The 17,452-nt window shown below is 54.7% G+C and carries 15 protein-coding genes; all 15 read left to right on the forward strand.

What is annotated here, in order from left to right; translation table 11 throughout:
- Positions 1-2 precede the first annotated feature (2 nt).
- A complete protein-coding gene (rsmH, locus tag AC6I8K_RS03365; protein ID WP_008108618.1) occupies positions 3-944 on the forward strand; it encodes a 16S rRNA (cytosine(1402)-N(4))-methyltransferase RsmH in 942 nt (313 codons plus the stop codon).
- Positions 941-1,261, forward strand: a complete 321-nt coding sequence (gene ftsL / locus AC6I8K_RS03370) for a cell division protein FtsL (RefSeq protein ID WP_008108617.1) — start codon at positions 941-943, stop codon at positions 1,259-1,261. Before rsmH ends, ftsL begins: the two co-directional genes overlap by 4 nt.
- Positions 1,262-1,277: 16 nt before the next feature.
- Complete coding sequence (locus AC6I8K_RS03375) at positions 1,278-3,044, forward strand: peptidoglycan glycosyltransferase FtsI (protein WP_483816803.1); 1,767 nt, start codon at positions 1,278-1,280, stop codon at positions 3,042-3,044.
- Positions 3,031-4,518 carry a UDP-N-acetylmuramoyl-L-alanyl-D-glutamate--2,6-diaminopimelate ligase gene (gene murE, locus AC6I8K_RS03380; protein WP_497826231.1) on the forward strand — a complete coding sequence of 496 codons (1,488 nt, stop codon included), beginning with the start codon at positions 3,031-3,033 and terminating at the stop codon, positions 4,516-4,518. Before AC6I8K_RS03375 ends, murE begins: the two co-directional genes overlap by 14 nt.
- The gene (murF, locus tag AC6I8K_RS03385) at positions 4,515-5,876 is read left to right on the forward strand and encodes a UDP-N-acetylmuramoyl-tripeptide--D-alanyl-D-alanine ligase (RefSeq protein WP_497826232.1); all 1,362 of its coding nucleotides are present in this window, start codon (positions 4,515-4,517) and stop codon (positions 5,874-5,876) included. The genes murE and murF overlap by 4 nt, the downstream gene beginning before the upstream one ends.
- Entirely contained in the window at positions 5,870-6,952 is a 1,083-nt protein-coding gene (gene mraY, locus AC6I8K_RS03390; RefSeq protein ID WP_007888613.1) for a phospho-N-acetylmuramoyl-pentapeptide-transferase, read from the forward strand. The genes murF and mraY overlap by 7 nt, the downstream gene beginning before the upstream one ends.
- 2 nt (positions 6,953-6,954) lie before the next feature.
- A complete protein-coding gene (gene murD, locus AC6I8K_RS03395) occupies positions 6,955-8,271 on the forward strand; it encodes a UDP-N-acetylmuramoyl-L-alanine--D-glutamate ligase (protein WP_497826233.1) in 1,317 nt (438 codons plus the stop codon).
- Positions 8,271-9,485 carry a cell division protein FtsW gene (ftsW, locus tag AC6I8K_RS03400; protein WP_483816807.1) on the forward strand — a complete coding sequence of 405 codons (1,215 nt, stop codon included), beginning with the start codon at positions 8,271-8,273 and terminating at the stop codon, positions 9,483-9,485. The genes murD and ftsW overlap by 1 nt, the downstream gene beginning before the upstream one ends.
- Positions 9,482-10,540, forward strand: coding sequence for an undecaprenyldiphospho-muramoylpentapeptide beta-N-acetylglucosaminyltransferase (gene murG, locus AC6I8K_RS03405; RefSeq protein ID WP_497826234.1), 1,059 nt, complete (start codon positions 9,482-9,484; stop codon positions 10,538-10,540). The genes ftsW and murG overlap by 4 nt, the downstream gene beginning before the upstream one ends.
- 70 nt (positions 10,541-10,610) lie before the next feature.
- A complete protein-coding gene (murC, locus tag AC6I8K_RS03410; RefSeq protein ID WP_483816809.1) occupies positions 10,611-12,086 on the forward strand; it encodes a UDP-N-acetylmuramate--L-alanine ligase in 1,476 nt (491 codons plus the stop codon).
- Positions 12,079-12,999, forward strand: coding sequence for a D-alanine--D-alanine ligase (locus AC6I8K_RS03415; RefSeq protein WP_483816810.1), 921 nt, complete (start codon positions 12,079-12,081; stop codon positions 12,997-12,999). Before murC ends, AC6I8K_RS03415 begins: the two co-directional genes overlap by 8 nt.
- Before the next feature lies 1 nt (position 13,000).
- Complete coding sequence (gene ftsQ / locus AC6I8K_RS03420) at positions 13,001-13,840, forward strand: cell division protein FtsQ (RefSeq protein WP_483816811.1); 840 nt, start codon at positions 13,001-13,003, stop codon at positions 13,838-13,840.
- Positions 13,837-15,093 (forward strand): cell division protein FtsA, encoded by a 1,257-nt coding sequence (ftsA, locus tag AC6I8K_RS03425; RefSeq protein WP_007888634.1) that lies wholly within the window; start codon positions 13,837-13,839, stop codon positions 15,091-15,093. Before ftsQ ends, ftsA begins: the two co-directional genes overlap by 4 nt.
- A gap of 71 nt (positions 15,094-15,164) precedes the next feature.
- Complete coding sequence (gene ftsZ, locus AC6I8K_RS03430; RefSeq protein ID WP_008108602.1) at positions 15,165-16,319, forward strand: cell division protein FtsZ; 1,155 nt, start codon at positions 15,165-15,167, stop codon at positions 16,317-16,319.
- Positions 16,320-16,420: 101 nt separating this feature from the next.
- Positions 16,421-17,338, forward strand: coding sequence for a UDP-3-O-acyl-N-acetylglucosamine deacetylase (gene lpxC / locus AC6I8K_RS03435; RefSeq protein WP_497826235.1), 918 nt, complete (start codon positions 16,421-16,423; stop codon positions 17,336-17,338).
- Positions 17,339-17,452: the final 114 nt, after the last annotated feature.

Consider the following 17,452-nt stretch of genomic DNA (forward strand, 5'->3'; position numbering starts at 1 on the left):
CTATGCAGGAAAATTTCAAACACACCACAGTGCTGCTGGATGAGGCGGTAAACGGCCTCAATATCAGGGAAGACGGCATTTATATCGATGGCACTTTTGGTCGCGGCGGTCACTCGCGCTTAATCCTTTCGCAGCTTGGCGAGAAAGGGCAACTGATAGCGATTGATCGCGATCCGCAAGCGATAGCCGCAGCCGCTGAGATAAACGATCCTCGTTTCTCGATCGTCCACGGGCCGTTTTCGGCGCTGGCAGAATACGTCGAAGAGCGCGGTCTGACCGGCAAGATCGATGGCGTTCTACTCGATCTGGGCGTCTCTTCACCGCAGCTGGATGATGCCGAACGTGGCTTCTCCTTTATGCGTGATGGGCCGCTGGATATGCGTATGGACCCAACGCGCGGGCAATCGGCTGCTGAATGGCTAATGAGCGCGGAAGAGGCGGATATCGCTTTCGTGATCAAAACCTACGGCGAAGAGCGTTTTGGTAAACGTATTGCGCGCGCCATCGTCGAACGCAATCGCGAGCAGCCGATGACGCGTACCAAAGAGCTGGCGACGGTGATTGCCGCCGCGATGCCAGTCAAAGACAAATTTAAGCACCCGGCAACGCGTACTTTCCAGGCGATCCGCATCTGGATTAACAGCGAACTGGAAGAGATCGATACCGCGCTGAAAGGGGCATTGTCGGTTCTCGCGCCTGGCGGCAGGTTGTCGATCATCAGCTTCCACTCACTGGAAGATCGCTTAGTGAAGCGTTTTATGCGCGATCAGAGCCGTGGTCCACAGGTGCCAGCCGGCATTCCGATGACGGAGTCGCAGCTCAAAGCGTTAGGCGGTCGTGAACTGAAAACGCTGGGCAAGCTGATTCCAGGTGAAGCCGAAGTGAACGAAAACCCACGTGCGCGCAGTTCGGTGTTGCGTATCGCGGAGAGAACGGCTTCATGATTGGCAACGAGCGCCACAGCTTACCTGGTGTTATCGGTGGGGACTTGCTGCGATTTGGCAAGATCCCGCTGTTGCTGCTGATCGCGGTGCTGGTGTCTTCGGTAATTGTCGTGACCACCACGCACAAGACGCGCTTGCTAACGGCGCAGCGTGAGCAACTGGTGCTGGAGCGTGATGCGCTCGATATCGAATGGCGCAACCTGATTCTTGAAGAGAACGCTCTTGGCGATCATAGCCGCGTAGAGCGTATAGCAACCGATAAACTGCAAATGCAGCATGTTGATCCTTCACAGGAAAATATTGTGGTGCAGAAATAAGGAATCGCAGAACTTAATGAGTGGCGCAGGCAAAACGCTGAAGATAAAAAAACAAGAAAATAAGGCCAGCTTTGTAAGCTGGCGCTTTGCGTTACTGTGCGGGTGCATTTTACTGGCGCTGGGCGGACTGCTTTCACGCGTAGCGTGGTTGCAGGTGATCAACCCTGACAAGCTGGTGAAAGAGGGCGATTTGCGTTCGCTGCGCGTTCAATCAGTTCCCACCGCGCGCGGCATGATCAGCGATCGTGCAGGTCGTCCGCTGGCGGTGAGTGTGCCGGTGAATGCGATTTGGGCCGATCCGAAAGAGCTCGCTGAGCACGGCGGCGTGTCGCTGGATAGTCGCTGGAAAGCACTGTCGGATGCGTTATCGATTCCGCTTGATCAGCTGGCAGCACGCGTCAACGCCAACCCAAAAGGGCGTTTTATTTATCTGGCGCGTCAGGTCAACCCGGCGATTGGCGAGTATGTAAAAAAACTCAAACTGCCGGGCATCTACTTACGTGAAGAGTCGCGCCGCTATTATCCAGCAGGCCAGGTCACTGCGCACCTGATTGGCTTCACCAATATCGATGGTCAAGGTATCGAAGGCATCGAAAAAAGCTTCGACAAATGGCTGACCGGCGCACCGGGCGAACGTACCGTACGCAAAGACCGCAACGGCCGCGTCATCGAAGACATTTCCTCCGTGGACAGTCGTGCGGCGCATAACCTGACGCTGAGTATTGATGAACGTTTGCAGGCACTGGTATATCGCGAGCTGAATAACGCCGTGGCGTTCAACAAAGCGGAATCGGGCACGGCAGTGTTGGTGGATGTGAACACCGGTGAAGTGCTGGCGATGGCGAATAGCCCCGCTTATAACCCCAATAATCTCAGCAACACGCCGAAGGACGTGATGCGTAACCGCGCGATTACTGACATCTTCGAGCCGGGCTCTACCGTAAAACCGATGGTAGTGATGACGGCGCTGCAGCGCGGTGTAGTGAAAGAAAACAGCGTACTGAATACCGTGCCGTACCGCGTTAATGGTCATGAGATCAAAGACGTGGCGCGTTACAACGAATTGACCCTTACCGGGGTTTTACAGAAGTCGAGTAACGTCGGGGTTTCACGTTTGGCGTTAGCGATGCCCTCCTCAGCACTTGTAGATACTTACGCGCGCTTTGGACTGGGTAAACCGACCAATTTGGGGCTGGTCGGGGAAAGTAGTGGCTTATACCCTCAAAAACAACGGTGGTCTGACATAGAGAGGGCCACCTTCTCTTTCGGCTACGGGCTAATGGTAACGCCGTTACAGTTAGCGCGAGTCTACGCAACCATTGGCAGTTACGGCGTCAATCGCCCGCTGTCCATCACCAAAGTTGACCCGCCAGTGGCGGGTGAGCGCGTTTTTCAGGAAGACCTGGTGAAAACGGTGATGCACATGATGGAGAGCGTTGCGTTGCCAGGCGGTGGTGGGGTTAAAGCCGCTATCAAAGGCTATCGCATTGCCATTAAAACCGGTACCGCCAAGAAAGTTGGGCCGGACGGACGTTACGTCAACAAATACATTGCTTATACCGCAGGCGTTGCGCCTGCCAGCCGTCCTCGTTTTGCGCTGGTGGTGGTGATCAACGATCCCCAGGCCGGTAAATATTATGGTGGTGCGGTTTCAGCACCGGTGTTTGGCGCCATCATGGGCGGCGTGTTGCGTACCATGAATATCGAACCTGATGCGCTGCCGACAGTTGATAAAAACGAGTTGGTAAAGAATAGAAGTGAGGGATCAAGTGACAGATCGTAACCTGCGCGACTTACTGGCACCGTGGGTGCCGGGTGCGCCGGCGCGTCCACTCCGTGACATGACACTAGATAGCCGCGCTGCGGCTTCTGGCGATCTGTTTATCGCCGTGGCGGGCCATCATGCTGATGGACGTCGTTTTATTCCGCAGGCTATCGCTCAAGGCGTTGCGGCAGTAATTGCCGAAGCCGAAGGTGAGGCCAGCGATGGAGATATCCGCGAGATGCATGGCGTCCCGGTTATCTATCTGGCGCAGTTGCAGCAGCGCCTCTCTGCATTAGCCGGACGCTTCTATCAGCAGCCTGCCAGCAAACTGAAATTAATTGGTGTCACTGGCACCAACGGTAAAACCACCACCACTCAGTTGATGGCGCAATGGGCTAATCTGCTGGGTGAAACCGGTGCAGTAATGGGCACGGTGGGCAATGGCCTTTACGGTCAACTGGTGGCAACTGAAAACACCACAGGTTCTGCGGTGGATGTGCAGCATGTCCTGAATGATCTGGTCAGACAGGGCGCAACCCTGGCGGCAATGGAAGTTTCCTCTCACGGTTTGGTGCAGCATCGCGTCGCAGCATTGCCGTTTGCGGCTGCGGTATTTACTAACCTGAGCCGCGATCACCTTGATTACCACGGTGATATGCAGAGCTATGAATCGGCTAAATGGTTACTGTTCTCTGAGCATCAGGTCGCTGAAGCGATCATCAATGCTGATGATGACGTTGGGCGTCGCTGGCTGGCTAACTTGCCCGATGCCGTGGCAGTCACCATAGACGACAATTTACCATCTGGCTGTCATGGCCGCTGGCTCAAAGCCACGGCGGTGAATTATCACGACGGCGGTGCACATATTCAATTTAGCTCCAGCTGGGGCAACGGCGAATTTGATAGCCGCCTGATGGGCGCTTTCAACGTGAGCAACTTGTTGCTGGCGCTGGGTACGCTGCTGGTGCTGGATTATCCGCTTGATGCGCTGGTGGCAACTGCACCGCAGCTACAGCCGGTTTGTGGCCGCATGGAAGTGTTCACCGCGTCAGAAAAACCCACGGTGGTTGTCGATTATGCTCACACGCCAGATGCGCTGGAAAAAGCGCTGGAAGCGGCACGTCTGCACTGTAAAGGTCAGCTGTGGTGTGTGTTTGGCTGCGGCGGCGATCGTGATAAAGGCAAACGTCCTCTGATGGGCGCGATTGCGGAGCAATTCTCCGACATCGTGGTGATTACCGACGATAACCCGCGCAGCGAAGAGCCGATGGCGATTGTGAATGACATCCTTACCGGTCTGCTCGATCCGGGCCGCGCGCGCGTGGTTTCAGGGCGTGCGCAGGCGGTAACCAACGCAGTTATGCAAGCCAGCCCGGATGACATCGTGTTGGTCGCAGGAAAAGGCCATGAAGATTATCAAATCATTGGCAATCGCCGTTTAGATTACTCCGATCGCGACACCGTCGCCCGTTTGTTGGGGGTGATGGCATGATTCCTGTTTCTCTCAAAACGCTGGCAGACATCAGCGGCGGACAGCTGCATGGCACAGATTTAACCATTTCTGATGTCACCACCGATACACGCAAAGTGACCTCCGGCAGCCTGTTTGTGGCGCTGGTGGGTGAACGTTTTGATGCCCACGATTTCGCCAGCGACGCCATGGCCAACGGTGCACAGGCGCTGCTGGTCAGCAAGCTGCTGCCGATTTCTGTACCGCAGGTGGTGGTCGCTGATACGCGCATTGCCTTTGGACAACTCGCCGCGTGGGTGCGCCAGCAGGCGAAAGCACGCGTAGTGGCGCTGACCGGTTCATCCGGTAAAACCTCGGTTAAAGAGATGACCGCCGCGATTTTGCGCCAGTGTGGCGAAACACTCTATACCGCGGGCAATCTGAACAATGACTTCGGCGTGCCGATGACGCTGCTGCGTCTTACCAAAGAACATGCTTACGCAGTGATTGAGCTGGGTGCTAACCATCAGGGCGAAATTGCTTACACCACAGATATGGTTCGCCCGGAAACCGCGCTGGTGAATAACCTTGCCGCAGCCCATCTTGAAGGCTTTGGTTCGCTGGCAGGTGTGGCAAAAGCGAAAGGCGAAATATTTGGCGGCTTGCCGGTACACGGCACCGCTATCGTCAACGCTGACAGCAACGATCTTGCCAACTGGCAATCACAGTTTGTCGATAAAACGCTGTGGCGCTTCTCGCCGCAGCCCATGGCTGATGCAGAGTTCCGCGCCAGTGAAATCGTACTGCGAGCAGATGCCACGCGGTTCACGCTGCATACGCCACGCGGCGATATCGCCGTGGAATTGCCGCTGCCGGGCCGGCATAACATCGCGAATGCGTTAGCATCTGCAGCGCTAGCGTTGTCCGTAGATGTGCCGCTGACTGCGATTCAAACTGGCCTTAAAACCTTGCAGCCTGTTCCTGGTAGATTGTTCCCGATTCGTCTGGCGGAGAATCAACTGCTGCTGGATGACAGCTATAACGCCAATGTCGGATCAATGACTGCCGCCGCGCAGGTGCTGGGCGATATGCCGGGTTATCGCGTCATGGTGGTCGGTGATATGGCGGAATTGGGTGATGAAGCTGAACTATGTCATCGGCAGGTCGGCGATGCGGCTAAAGCCGCAGGCATTGATTGCGTGTTGAGTACGGGAACGTTGAGTCAACTGATTGGTGAAAGCAGCGGTAAAGGCGAGCATTTCGCCACTAAAACCGCATTGACTGAACGTTTACGCACATTGCTGTCCGAACATCAGGACATCACTATTTTGGTTAAAGGTTCACGTAGTGCCGCCATGGAGCAGGTAGTACAGAGCTTACAGGAGAAAGGAACATGCTAGTCTGGCTGGCCGAACATCTGGTCGCATTTTATTCCGGCTTTAACGTCTTCTCGTATCTGACGTTTCGCGCCATTGTCAGCCTGCTGACCGCTTTGTTCATTTCTCTGTGGATGGGCCCGCGTCTAATTGCCTGGCTGCAGAAACTGCAGATCGGCCAGGTGGTGCGTAACGACGGCCCAGAATCGCACTTCAGCAAACGCGGCACGCCAACCATGGGCGGCGTGATGATCCTCACCTCTATCACTATTTCGGTGCTGATGTGGGCCTATCCGTCGAATCCGTATGTCTGGTGTGTTCTGGTGGTGCTGGTGGGTTTTGGCATCATCGGCTTTGTCGATGACTATCGCAAAGTGGTACGCAAAGACACCAAAGGCTTGATCGCGCGCTGGAAGTATTTCTGGATGTCCGTGATTTCCCTTGCAGTTGCTTTCGCGCTGTTTATTGCGGGTAAAGACACACCTGCAACACAACTGGTGGTGCCGTTCTTTAAAGATGTGATGCCGCAGTTGGGCCTGTTCTACGTGGTACTGGCTTACTTCGTGATTGTCGGAACCGGTAATGCCGTAAACCTAACGGATGGCCTTGATGGCCTGGCTATTATGCCTACCGTTTTCGTGGCGGCTGGTTTTGCGCTGGTGGCGTGGGCGACCGGTAACGTCAAGTTCGCAGAGTATCTGCACATTCCTTATTTACGTCATGCGGGCGAGCTGGTGATTGTCTGTACCGCAATCGTCGGGGCGGGCCTCGGATTCTTGTGGTTTAACACCTATCCCGCGCAAGTGTTCATGGGCGATGTCGGCTCTTTAGCATTGGGTGGCGCACTCGGCACCATCGCAGTGCTGCTGCGTCAGGAATTCTTGCTGCTAATTATGGGCGGTGTGTTTGTTGTGGAAACGCTGTCGGTCATTCTTCAGGTGGGCTCGTTCAAGCTGCGCGGTCAACGCATTTTCCGCATGGCACCGATTCACCATCACTATGAATTGAAAGGCTGGCCGGAGCCGCGCGTCATCGTGCGCTTCTGGATTATTTCGCTGATGCTGGTGCTGATTGGCCTGGCAACGCTGAAGGTACGTTAATCATGGCTGACTATCGGGGCAGAAAAGTCGTCATCATCGGATTAGGCATTACGGGTCTCTCCTGTGTTGATTTCTTCCTCGCGCAAGGTGTTACGCCACGCGTGATGGATACCCGTGTCTCGCCGCCGGGACTGGACAAGCTGCCAGCCTCGGTTGAGCGCTATGTTGGCGGTATCAACAGCGATTGGCTGCTGGCGTCGGATCTGATTATTGCTAGTCCGGGTATCGCACTGGCACATCCAGCCTTAAGCGAAGCTGCTGACGCAGGCATTGAGATTATTGGCGATATTGAGCTGTTCTGTCGTGAAGCTCAGGCACCGATTGTGGCGATTACCGGTTCGAACGGCAAAAGCACCGTGACGACGCTGGTTGGCGAAATGGCCCGTGCAGCAGGTTGGTCGGTGGGAGTTGGCGGTAACATCGGCCTGCCGGCGTTAACCCTGTTGACATCGCCAGCACAACTTTATGTGCTCGAACTCTCCAGCTTCCAGCTGGAAACCACACACAGTCTTAAAGCCGCGGCCGCGACGATCCTCAATCTTACTGAAGATCATATGGATCGCTATCCGCTGGGCATGCAGCAGTATCGTGCGGCCAAGCTGCGTATCTACGAAAACGCCAGCGTCTGCGTGGTGAATGCTGACGATGGCATGACCATGCCTGTGCGCGGTGTTGATCAGCGCTGTGTCAGCTTCGGCATTAATCTCGGCGATTATCATCTCAATCAGCAGCAGGGCAGCATCTGGCTGCGGGCAAAGGGCGAGAAAGTCCTGAATACGGATGAGATGACGCTGGTCGGCCAGCACAATTACACCAATGCACTGGCGGCGCTGGCATTGGCTGATGCGGTGAACATTCCGCGAGCTTCAAGCCTGAAAGCCTTAACGACGTTTACCGGCCTCGCACATCGCTTCCAGCTGGTGCATGAAGCTAATGGCGTGCGCTGGATTAACGATTCCAAAGCCACCAATGTCGGCAGCACCGAAGCGGCACTGAATGGCCTGCAGGTAAAAGGAACCTTGTGGCTGCTGCTTGGCGGCGACGGCAAGGCAGCTGATTTCACTCCGCTGGCGCGCTATCTGCAAGGTGACAACGTGAAGCTGTTCTGTTTTGGCCGCGATGGTGATGCCTTAGCGGCACTGCGTCCGGCGATCGCAACACGCACCGACACGATGCAGCAGGCGATGACGCAGATTGCTGCTCAGGTGAAAGCCGGCGATATGGTGCTGTTATCACCAGCCTGCGCCAGCCTCGATCAATTCCGTAATTTTGAACAGCGCGGCGATCAGTTCGCGCAACTGGCGAAGGAGTTGAGCTGATGCGCATTCCTGGAGCCGGTATCGCCAACTATCTGTCACTGCGCCTGCGCGATTGGGTGATGGGCGCACGCGAGAATGATGATGCGCCGGTGGTGCTGTATGACCGCACGCTGCTGTGGCTGACCTTTGGGCTGGCGCTGATAGGCTTTGTGATGGTGACATCGGCGTCGATGCCAGTCGGTCAACGTCTGAATGAAGATCCGTTCTACTTTGCCAAGCGTGATGCGTTTTATATCGCGCTGGCGTTCGGCATGGCGCTGGTGACATTGCGTATCCCGATGGATTTCTGGCAGCGCTACAGCAACGTGATGTTAATGGTTTCGGTCGTGATGCTGCTGATCGTTTTGGTCGTCGGTAGCTCAGTCAACGGCGCATCGCGCTGGATCGCGCTTGGCCCACTGCGTATTCAGCCGGCTGAGCTCTCGAAGTTAACGCTGTTCTGCTATCTCGCCAGTTATCTGGTACGCAAGGTAGAAGAGGTGCGTAATAACTTCTGGGGCTTCTGTAAGCCGATGGGTGTGATGGTGGTGCTGGCAGTTCTATTACTGGCGCAGCCGGACCTCGGCACCGTGGTGGTGTTGTTTGTTACCACACTGGCGATGTTGTTCCTCGCGGGTGCGAAAATGTGGCAGTTCCTGGCCATTATCGGTTCCGGTATTTTCGCTGTGGTGCTGCTGATCATCGCCGAACCTTATCGTATGCGCCGCGTGACCTCCTTCTGGAACCCGTGGGAAGATCCCTTCGGTAGCGGCTACCAGCTCACGCAATCCCTGATGGCATTTGGTCGCGGTGAGTTCTGGGGACAGGGCTTAGGCAACTCGGTACAAAAACTGGAATATCTGCCAGAAGCACATACCGACTTTATCTTCTCCATCATCGGTGAAGAGTTGGGTTATGTCGGTGTGGTTTTAGCGCTGTTGATGGTATTCTTCGTCGCTTTTCGCGCGATGTCGATTGGGCGCCGTGCTCTGGAAATCGATCAGCGCTTCTCAGGCTTCCTCGCTTGCTCAATTGGCGTGTGGTTTAGCTTTCAGGCGCTGGTGAATGTCGGTGCAGCCGCAGGTATGCTGCCGACCAAAGGTCTGACACTGCCGCTGATCAGTTACGGTGGTTCGAGCTTGATCATTATGTCGACTGCAATCGTGTTTTTATTGCGCATTGATTATGAAACGCGTCTGGCGAAAGCGCAGGCGTTTACCCGAGGTGTTCGATGAGTGGCAAACGGTTGATGGTCATGGCAGGCGGTACTGGCGGACACGTGTTCCCCGGTCTGGCCGTAGCCCATCACCTGATGGAACAAGGCTGGCAGGTCCGCTGGCTGGGAACCGCTGACCGTATGGAAGCAGATTTGGTGCCAAAACACGGCATCGAAATTGATTTTATCCGCATCAGCGGGTTGCGCGGTAAAGGCGTGAAAGCGCAGTTGCTGGCACCGGTACGCATTTTCAATGCATGGCGCCAGGCGCGCCGCATCATGAAGCGCTGGCAGCCGGATGTGGTGCTGGGCATGGGCGGCTACGTTTCAGGTCCCGGCGGCTTAGCGGCATGGAGCTGCGGTATTCCGGTGGTGCTGCATGAGCAGAACGGTATTGCCGGGCTGACCAACAAATGGCTGGCGAAAATCGCCACCAAAGTCATGCAGGCATTTCCAGGCGCGTTTCCCACCGCTGAAGTGGTGGGAAATCCGGTGCGTACCGATGTGTTAGCGTTGCCGTTACCGGCAGAGCGACTGAGCGGACGTTTCGGCCCGATTCGTGTGCTGGTAGTCGGTGGCAGCCAGGGCGCGCGCATCCTCAACCAGACCGTGCCGCAAGTGGCCGCAGAGTTGGGCGAAGCCATTACGGTTTGGCATCAAACCGGTAAAGGTGGGCTGGAAATCGTGCAGCAGGCTTATCGCACAGCTGGCCAGCCACAACATAAGGTCACCGAATTTATCGATGACATGGCCGAAGCCTATGCATGGGCTGATGTGGTGGTGTGCCGTTCAGGTGCATTAACGGTGAGCGAAGTGGCTGCCGCTGGTTTACCGGCGATTTTCGTGCCGTTTCAGCATAAAGATCGTCAGCAGTACTGGAATGCGTTGCCGCTGGAAAAAGCGGGCGCAGCCAAAATTTTCGAGCAGCCGCAATTTACGGCGGCTGTGGTAGCGGACACGCTGCGTCACTGGGATCGCAAAACATTACTGGCGATGGCAGAAAAAGCCCGTCAGGTCGCGATTCCCGATGCAACCGAGCGGGTTGCAAATGAAGTGGCACGTGTCGCGAAGTAAATTAATCGGCCAGATGATTTGGCCCGTACCTTCAGCAGGTACAAACGGGAAAAACAGGTAATTGAAACAGATGAATACACAACAATTGGCAAAACTGCGTTCTATTGTGCCCGAGATGCGTCGCGTCCGGCACATTCACTTTGTCGGCATCGGTGGTGCTGGCATGGGCGGTATTGCCGAAGTGTTGGCGAATGAAGGCTATCACATCAGCGGTTCTGATCTGGCGCCGAACGCGGTAACACAGCATCTGGCTGCGCTGGGCGCGACGATTTATTTCAATCACCGCCCGGAAAACGTCACCGATGCCAGCGTTGTCGTGGTGTCGACTGCCGTGTCGCAGGATAACCCTGAACTGGTGGCCGCGCGCGAGCAGCGCATTCCCGTGATTCGCCGCGCTGAGATGTTGGCCGAACTGATGCGCTTCCGTCATGGCATTGCCGTCGCTGGCACGCACGGTAAAACCACCACTACCGCAATGGTGACCAGTATTTATGCGGAAGGTGGCTTGGATCCGACGTTCGTTAACGGTGGATTAGTTAAAGCAGCCGGCACGCATGCACGTCTGGGCAGCAGTCGTTATTTGATCGCCGAAGCAGATGAAAGTGATGCGTCCTTCCTGCATCTGCAACCAATGGTGGCGATTGTCACCAACATTGAAGCGGATCACATGGACACCTATCAGGGCGATTTTGAGAACCTGAAGCAGACCTTCATTAACTTCCTGCACAACCTGCCATTCTATGGACGTGCAGTGATGTGCGTGGATGATGCGGTGATTCGTGATCTGATTCCGCGCGTAGGCCGCCAGGTGACAACCTACGGCTTTAGCGATGACGCTGATGTGCGCATTGAGAATTATGAGCAGCGCGGCGCGCGAGGACATTTTACTATCCTCCGCCACGATAAGCCGGAGCTGAAAGTGACGCTGAATGCGCCTGGCCGTCATAACGCCTTGAACGCGGCAGCGGCGGTCGCTGTAGCCAGCGAAGAAGGCATTGACGATAACGCGATTCTGGCCGCGCTGGAGAGTTTCCAGGGCACCGGACGCCGCTTTGACGTACTGGGCGAGTTTGATACCGCTGCCGTCAATGGCAACCCGGGCAGCGCGATGCTGGTCGATGATTACGGCCATCATCCCACCGAAGTGGATGTCACCATCAAAGCCGCTCGTGCAGGCTGGCCAGAGAAGAAGCTGGTGATGGTGTTCCAGCCGCATCGCTACACGCGTACGCGTGACCTGTTTGATGATTTTGCCAATGTGCTTTCACAGGTGGATGTGCTGCTGATGCTGGATGTCTACCCGGCGGGCGAGACCGCAATTCCAGGCGCCGACAGCCGCTCACTGTGCCGAGCGATTCGTAATCGCGGCAAGGTTGATCCGATTCTGGTCTCTGAGCATGACGCGTTGCCAGACGCCCTGGCGCCATTACTGTCGGGCGACGATCTGGTGATCGTTCAGGGTGCCGGTAACATAGGCAAGATTGCCCGTAAGCTGGCCGAAAGCGAATTGCAGCCTGCGGTAAAGGCGGAGGCGCGTCATGACTGAGAAGGTAGCCGTATTGATGGGCGGCACCTCGGCAGAGCGCGAAGTGTCGCTGATGTCAGGTGCGGCGGTGTTGGCCGGACTGCGTGAAATGGGCATTGATGCTCACGCTGTTGATACGCGTGATGTGTCGGTACTGAATCTGAAACAGCAGGGCTTCGCTAAAGCGTTTATTGCTTTGCATGGTCGTGGTGGTGAAGACGGCACGCTACAAGCGGTGCTGGATTTTCTGCAACTGCCGTATACCGGCAGCGGTGTAATGGCTTCGGCTATCACCATGGATAAACTGCGTAGCAAATTGCTGTGGCAGGGCAGGGGATTGCCATCAGGCAAATTCGTCTGGTTGACGCGTCAGCAGCACGAACAAGGTTTAGATGCAGATACCATCGCCGCCATTGAAGCGCTGGGTTTGCCGCTGTTTGTAAAGCCAAGCTGTGAAGGCTCCAGCGTTGGCATCAGCCGCGTAAACAGTGCGGAAGCGTTGCCCGCCGCGCTGGATGAGGCATTCCGCCACGATAATGACGTGCTAATCGAGGCTTTTTTGAGCGGCGCAGAATACACCGTAGGCATCGTGGGTGAGCAAATTCTGCCTTCGATCAGAATTAAAACTGCCAGCGAGTTCTATGACTATGAAGCTAAATACATTTCTGACGATACTGAATACTTCTGTCCGAGCGGTTTAAGCGCTGAGCAGGAAGCTGAATTGCAGACGTTGGTGTGGGCAGCCTGGCGTGCATTGGGTTGCAGCGGCTGGGGTCGCGTTGATGTGATGGCTGACAGTGAGGGTAATTTCCAACTGCTGGAAGTGAATACCTCGCCAGGCATGACCAGCCACAGTTTAGTGCCGATGGCCGCTAAGCAGGCGGGATACAGCTTCCCGCAGTTGGTGGCGCGTATTCTGGAGCTGGCTGACTGATATGTCTCAGGCAGCGATACGAGTACGCAATCGCGAACCTCAGGAGCGTACAGGCTCCGGGCGAAGCAACGGTGCGCGACTGTTTGGCATGGTGTTCCTGCTGATTGTGTTGGGCATTATGGTGGCGGGCGGCCTTGTGGTGCTGAAGTGGATGAATGACGCATCACGCTTGCCGCTATCGAAGCTGGTGGTGACGGGTCAAACCCACTACACCACGCATGATGATATTCGCCAGGCCATTTTATCCCTTGGCGCGCCGGGAACGTTCATGTCGCAGAACGTGGATATCATCCAGCAGCAGATTGAACGTTTACCCTGGATTAAGCAGGTCAGTGTGCGGAAGCAGTGGCCTGATGAGCTGAAGATAAATCTGGTGGAGTATGTTCCGGTTGCACGTTGGAACGACTCACATATGGTGGACGCCGATGGTGTCTCCTTCAGCGTCCCGGCCAGTCACGTTGGCAAAGAAACCTTGCCGATGTTGTACGGTCCGGAAGGCAGTGAAAACGAGGTGTTAGCCGGCTATCACACCATGAGTGATGTATTGAAGGCTAACAAGTTTACCCTGAAGGTCGCGTCGATGACGGCGCGGCGCTCGTGGCAATTAGTGACCAGTGACGATGTGCGCATTGAATTAGGTCGTAGCGATACCATGAAGCGTCTGAACCGTTTTATTGAGCTTTATCCGGATTTGCAGCAGCAGGGCCTGAGTCAGAACCAGCGCATCACATACGTTGATTTGCGCTATGACTCCGGCGCCGCAGTAGGTTGGGCCGCTGCACCGATTGAGCCACAGGACAGTAATCAGCAACAGAACCAGGCACAGGCTAAACCACAATGATCAAGGCAACGGACAGAAAACTGGTAGTAGGACTCGAAATTGGCACCGCGAAGGTGTCCGCCCTGGTTGGGGAAATTCTGCCCGATGGTATGGTTAATATTATTGGGGTGGGCAGTTGCCCGTCTCGCGGTATGGATAAAGGCGGCGTAAACGATCTTGAATCGGTGGTGAAATGCGTACAACGCGCCATCGATCAGGCTGAATTGATGGCAGATTGCCAGATTTCATCGGTCTACCTTGCTTTATCGGGCAAACATATCAGTTGCCAGAACGAAATCGGGATGGTTCCGATTTCGGAAGAGGAAGTGACTCAGGATGATGTAGAGAACGTGGTGCATACGGCCAAATCCGTTCGCGTTCGTGATGAGCATCGCATCCTGCATGTTATTCCGCAGGAATATGCCATCGATTATCAGGAAGGCATCAAGAATCCAGTGGGACTTTCCGGCGTGCGTATGCAGGCGAAAGTACATTTGATCACCTGTCACAACGATATGGCAAAAAATATTGTCAAAGCCGTTGAACGTTGCGGCCTGAAAGTTGACCAACTGATTTTTGCCGGACTGGCCTCCAGTTTCTCAGTGTTGACTGAAGATGAACGTGAGCTGGGAGTCTGTGTTGTTGATATCGGTGGCGGTACAATGGATATCGCTGTCTATACTGGCGGTGCACTGCGTCATACCAAAGTGATCCCGTATGCAGGTAACGTGGTAACCAGCGATATCGCTTACGCTTTTGGAACACCGCCGACAGACGCAGAAGCGATTAAAGTGCGTCATGGTTGTGCATTAGGCTCGATTGTTGGCAAAGACGAAAATGTCGAAGTGCCGAGCGTTGGTGGGCGCCCACCGCGTAGCCTGCAACGTCAAACGCTGGCTGAAGTGATCGAGCCGCGTTATACCGAACTGTTGAATCTGGTTAATGACGAGATTCTGCAACTACAGGAGCAGCTGCGCCAGCAAGGCGTAAAACATCATCTGGCGGCCGGTATCGTGCTGACCGGTGGTGCGGCGCAGATAGAAGGTTTGGCAGCCTGCGCACAGCGCGTGTTCCACACGCAAGTGCGCATTGGACAGCCGCTTAACATCACCGGGCTGACGGATTATGCGCAGGAGCCGTATTACTCTACGGCAGTAGGCCTGCTGCATTACGGCAAAGAGTCACACATGAACGGTGATGCAGAAACGGAAAAACGTGCTTCAGTGGGCAACTGGTTTAAGCGAATCAACAGCTGGCTGAAGAAAGAATTTTAATTTTTGAAAAAGGAGATCATGCTGGCAATTTTTATGATCTCCAGGCGACAGGCACATAACGGAGAGAAATCATGTTTGAACCTATGGAATTAACCAATGACGCGGTGATTAAAGTCATCGGCGTCGGCGGTGGCGGTGGCAACGCCGTAGAGCACATGGTACGCGAGCGTATCGAAGGTGTGGAATTCTTCGCTGTGAACACCGATGCACAAGCGTTGCGTAAAACAGCGGTCGGCCAGACGATCCAGATCGGGACCAATATTACTAAAGGTCTCGGTGCAGGTGCGAACCCAGAAGTGGGTCGTAACTCTGCGGAAGAGGATCGCGAAGCACTGCGTGCTGCGCTGGATGGTGCAGACATGGTATTCATCGCAGCCGGCATGGGCGGCGGTACCGGTACCGGTGCGGCGCCAGTTGTGGCGGAAGTGGCGAAAGATTTGGGTATCCTGACCGTTGCGGTGGTGACGAAGCCATTCAACTTTGAAGGCAAAAAGCGTATGGCTTTTGCTGAGCAGGGTATCGCTGAGCTCTCTAAGCATGTCGATTCACTGATCACTATTCCAAACGACAAGCTACTGAAAGTTCTGGGTCGCGGCATTTCTCTCCTCGATGCATTTGGCGCAGCCAACGACGTATTGAAAGGTGCTGTGCAGGGTATCGCTGAACTGATTACTCGTCCTGGCCTGATGAACGTCGACTTCGCGGACGTGCGTACCGTGATGTCAGAAATGGGTTACGCCATGATGGGTTCAGGCGTGGCATGCGGTGAAGATCGTGCAGAAGAAGCGGCAGAAATGGCGATCTCCAGCCCACTGCTGGAAGATATCGATCTGTCCGGCGCACGCGGCGTGCTGGTCAACATCACTGCGGGCTTCGACCTGCGTCTTGATGAGTTCGAAACCGTGGGTAACACCATCCGCGCCTTCGCATCTGATAACGCAACCGTAGTTATCGGTACTTCTCTGGATCCAGAGATGAACGACGAACTGCGTGTAACCGTGGTTGCGACTGGCATTGGCATGGATAAGCGCCCGGAAATCACCTTGGTGACTAACAAACCGGCCACGCAGCCTGTAATGGATCATCGCTATCAGCAGCACGGCATGGCGCCGCTGCCGCAAGAGCAAAAACCGGCTGCGAAAGTGGTAAATGATCAGCCAGCAGCATCCAGCAAAGAACCCGATTACCTTGATATTCCAGCCTTCTTGCGTAAGCAGGCAGACTAAGAATATCCTGAGAATTGGGATTCTCCGCTCTTTGTGCTAAAGTATTCCCCCGCTGGTAATTTATACTGGCGGTCGGAAGGGTAATATTGCGAGATAAAGCGATGATCAAACAAAGGACATTAAAACGTATTGTTCAGGCGACTGGTGTCGGTTTACATACCGGCAAGAAAGTCACACTGACGTTACGCCCTGCGTCGGCTAACACCGGGGTCATCTATCGTCGCACTGACTTGAATCCACCGGTAGATTTCCCGGCTGATGCAAAATATGTGCGCGACACCATGCTTAGTACTTGCCTGGTGAATGATGAAGGCGTGCGTATTTCAACAGTTGAACACCTGAACGCTGCATTGGCGGGCTTGGGCATCGATAACATTATCGTTGAAGTTGATGCACCGGAAATCCCGATTATGGATGGCAGTGCCGCGCCTTTTGTCTATCTGCTGATGGATGCAGGCATCGAAGAGTTGAACAGCGCGAAGAAATTCGTCCGTGTTAAACAAACGGTGCGTGTGGAAGATGGCGATAAGTGGGCCGAGATTAAGCCGTACAACGGTTTTTCACTCGACTTTACTATCGACTTCAAACACCCTGCGATTGACTCAAGCTCGCAGCGTTACCAGCTCAACTTCTCGGCTGAGAACTTTGTTCGCCAAATCAGCCGTGCGCGCACTTTTGGCTTTATGCGTGAAATCGAATATCTGCAGTCTAAAGGCCTGTGCCTGGGCGGTAGTTTAGATTGTGCGATTGGCCTCGATGATTTCCGCGTATTAAATGAAGACGGTCTGCACTTTGAAGACGAATTTGTTCGTCATAAAATGCTCGATGCGATCGGCGACTTATTCATGTGCGGCCATAACGTTATTGGCGCTTTTACCGCCTTTAAATCGGGCCATGCGTTGAACAATAAGTTGCTGCAAGCGGTTCTGGCTAAGCAGGAAGCCTGGGAATGGGCAACCTTCGAAGATGAAGCTGAACTGCCATTGGCATTTAAAGCACCAAATTTAGTTCTGGCGTAAGTCAGAAATAAAACGGCAGGTTTCGCTGACACCCTCTCCGGTCAGTTGAGCCTGCCGTTTTTTATTACCTCGCTTTTAATCCTGCAAAACCGATCTCATTTCGCTGTTGTGACT

It is taken from the genome of Pantoea sp. X-Soil-ISGK-421 (genome assembly GCF_059730785.1).

What these genes read in the sequence shown, in the direction of transcription:
- rsmH (WP_008108618.1), top strand. Translation starts at nt 3, where the DNA reads ATGCAGGAAAATTTCAAACACACCACAGTGCTGCTGGATGAGGCGGTA.
- ftsL (WP_008108617.1), top strand. Translation starts at nt 941, where the DNA reads ATGATTGGCAACGAGCGCCACAGCTTACCTGGTGTTATCGGTGGGGAC.
- AC6I8K_RS03375 (WP_483816803.1), top strand. Translation starts at nt 1,278, where the DNA reads ATGAGTGGCGCAGGCAAAACGCTGAAGATAAAAAAACAAGAAAATAAG.
- murF (WP_497826232.1), top strand. Translation starts at nt 4,515, where the DNA reads ATGATTCCTGTTTCTCTCAAAACGCTGGCAGACATCAGCGGCGGACAG.
- mraY (WP_007888613.1), top strand. Translation starts at nt 5,870, where the DNA reads ATGCTAGTCTGGCTGGCCGAACATCTGGTCGCATTTTATTCCGGCTTT.
- murD (WP_497826233.1), top strand. Translation starts at nt 6,955, where the DNA reads ATGGCTGACTATCGGGGCAGAAAAGTCGTCATCATCGGATTAGGCATT.
- ftsW (WP_483816807.1), top strand. Translation starts at nt 8,271, where the DNA reads ATGCGCATTCCTGGAGCCGGTATCGCCAACTATCTGTCACTGCGCCTG.
- murG (WP_497826234.1), top strand. Translation starts at nt 9,482, where the DNA reads ATGAGTGGCAAACGGTTGATGGTCATGGCAGGCGGTACTGGCGGACAC.
- murC (WP_483816809.1), top strand. Translation starts at nt 10,611, where the DNA reads ATGAATACACAACAATTGGCAAAACTGCGTTCTATTGTGCCCGAGATG.
- AC6I8K_RS03415 (WP_483816810.1), top strand. Translation starts at nt 12,079, where the DNA reads ATGACTGAGAAGGTAGCCGTATTGATGGGCGGCACCTCGGCAGAGCGC.
- ftsQ (WP_483816811.1), top strand. Translation starts at nt 13,001, where the DNA reads ATGTCTCAGGCAGCGATACGAGTACGCAATCGCGAACCTCAGGAGCGT.
- ftsA (WP_007888634.1), top strand. Translation starts at nt 13,837, where the DNA reads ATGATCAAGGCAACGGACAGAAAACTGGTAGTAGGACTCGAAATTGGC.
- ftsZ (WP_008108602.1), top strand. Translation starts at nt 15,165, where the DNA reads ATGTTTGAACCTATGGAATTAACCAATGACGCGGTGATTAAAGTCATC.
- lpxC (WP_497826235.1), top strand. Translation starts at nt 16,421, where the DNA reads ATGATCAAACAAAGGACATTAAAACGTATTGTTCAGGCGACTGGTGTC.